Annotated in this window: 2 protein-coding genes and 1 pseudogene; 1 reads left to right on the plus strand and 2 read right to left on the minus strand. The window is 67.3% G+C overall.

The window, feature by feature from the left end; genetic code table 11:
* Positions 1-90: 90 nt before the first annotated feature.
* A pseudogene (locus ACWDA7_RS52270) lies at positions 91-1,144 on the plus strand (ISAzo13 family transposase); the annotation flags it as partial.
* Positions 1,145-1,311: 167 nt separating this feature from the next.
* Here ACWDA7_RS52270 and ACWDA7_RS52275 read toward each other — a convergent pair.
* The gene (locus tag ACWDA7_RS52275) at positions 1,312-1,641 is read right to left on the minus strand and encodes a transposase family protein (RefSeq protein ID WP_450615198.1); all 330 of its coding nucleotides are present in this window, start codon (positions 1,639-1,641) and stop codon (positions 1,312-1,314) included.
* A complete protein-coding gene (locus ACWDA7_RS52280) occupies positions 1,638-2,075 on the minus strand; it encodes a helix-turn-helix domain-containing protein (RefSeq protein WP_450615200.1) in 438 nt (145 codons plus the stop codon). The genes ACWDA7_RS52275 and ACWDA7_RS52280 overlap by 4 nt, the downstream gene beginning before the upstream one ends.
* Positions 2,076-2,159: the final 84 nt, after the last annotated feature.

A 2,159-nucleotide genomic window follows, 5' to 3' on the forward strand; every position in this document is an offset into this window, starting at 1 on the left:
CCCTCCAGGGCCTGCTTGAGCCGTGTGCTCGGACGACGGGCACGCACGGTTCTGAGGGGGCGGGAGCACAGCAATGTGCTCCCGCTACCCGACCTCATCGGCGAGTTCAAGAACAACGGCCGCCAGTGGCGGCCTACGGGTGAGCCAGTGCCGGTGAACGTGCATGACTTCGCCGACCCGCAGCTGGGCAAAGCCGTCCCCTACGGGATCTACGATCTGGCGGCAAACACCGGCTGGGTCAACGTCGGCACCGATCACGACACCGCCGCGTTCGCGGTCGAGTCGATCCGCCGCTGGTGGCACGGCCAGGGCCAAGCCGCCTACCCGCAGGCGACACGGCTGCTGATCACCGCCGACGCGGGCGGTCCCAACGGCTACCGCACCCGGGCCTGGAAACTCGAACTGGCCCAGCTCGCAGCCGAAACGGGACTGACCATCACCGTGTGTCACCTGTCGCCCGGCACATCGAAGTGGAACAAAATCGAGCACCGGCTCTTCTCGCACATCACCATGAACTGGCGCGGCCGCCCGCTGACCAGCCACGAAGTCATCGTCCAGTCCATCGCCGCGACCACCACCCGCACCGGACTGCGCGTGAGTGCCGCCCTCGACACCAACACCTATCCCACCGGAGTCCGTATCGGTGACGCGGAGATGGCGGCCCCGCCGCTGACCCGGCACGCCTTCCACGGCGACTGGAACTATGCCCTGCACCCGCAGCCCCGCCCGGCCGTCCCAGCGGCCCAGGCGCCCCATGCGCCGACCCCGCAGTGGGACCAAGCCCTGCTCTCCGATCCCGCCCTGACCGGCATGTCCCGGCAACAACTGGGCGCCCTCACAGAGACTTTGGCCCCCCGACGGCCATACCCGGCGCGGCCGTCCGCCCCGGCTCGCCTTCCCCGAACAGGTCCTGGCCACCGTGCTCCATCTGCGGGTCGCCCTGGCCGCGGAACCTCTCGCCGTGCTGTTCGGCAACAGCCGCACCGCCATGCACCGCACCCTCCTCAAGAACAGGAAACTGCTCGAGGCACACGGCATCGTCATCCCACCCGCGACGACGCCACCCGTCGTCCTCACGGCCCTCCAAGCCCGGGTCCTCGCCCAAACCAGCGCGCCCCACAACAAGATCAAGGCGACGTGTTAATGATCTGCAAGCCCTAAGGGCTCGCCGAGAATTAACTTGTGGGCTTCAGACTTGACCTCGCAGGTCAGAGCGCCGCTCGCCCGTACGTTGTTCTTCTGCGGGCCCTAAGAGGTATCCCGTAATGCGGGGTATGGCATTACGGGCCCGGGTGCGGCGAGTGGTGCGGTTTATCCGATGTCGAGTTTGAGGTTGTGCAGTGCTGCGAGGCCTGCGACGACGTGGTTGATGCCGTCTCCGCGGTGTCGACACTGACGGCGGATCTGGTGGTCTTTGAGTCGGGCGATGGTGTGCTGGGCGGCAGCGCGGCGTTTGCGGAACCTTCGGTAGGTGCGGTCTTTGACGATACGACCGTCTGGTCCGCGGCGTGGTGTGCGGATGGGGTCGCTTCCGCGGTAGCCGCCGTCGCCGGACAGCCGCGGGTGGTCAGGCAGGGTTTTTCCGAGCGTTTCGCGGAAGACGACGATGTCGTTGCGGTTGCCTGGCCATGCGTCGCTCACAGCGACGACCCTGCGTCGTGGGCCCGGCACATGACCTGCACGTTCACGCTGCGCCGGTAGTTTTTCGACTTCGCCGTCTTCCGCTTGTCGTGGGCGGGAATCAACGTGCCGTCGACGATCCATAGTTCGCGACGGTCGGTGGGTGGCGGCCCAAGCAGTTCGGCGAGCGGTCCGGCGAGAGGGTCAACGACTCGATGCACGGCCGAGTCGGAAATGCCGAACAATGAGCCGAGTTGCTGCATGGTCAGGTCGGTCCGGTAGGCGAGGACGAGCAGCAGGACGCGGTCGGTGAACGGCAGCGCCCAGGGCCGGCCCCGGCCCGTGTCGGGCTGCTTCTGCCACATCTGCCCGACGAGGCGGTGCATCTCGGGCCCGGTCAGACCGGTCCAGGCGCGCAGGTCGGCGGTGGTGCAGTGGGCGAGACGCAGGCGCATAGCCGCGATCCTGGAGAGTCAACATTGCTTCGAGCCGACGGCGTTGTCAGTGGCGGCAGGTAGCTTTGCTGTGATTGCCGATCC

This window comes from Streptomyces sp. NPDC001156 (assembly GCF_053598275.1).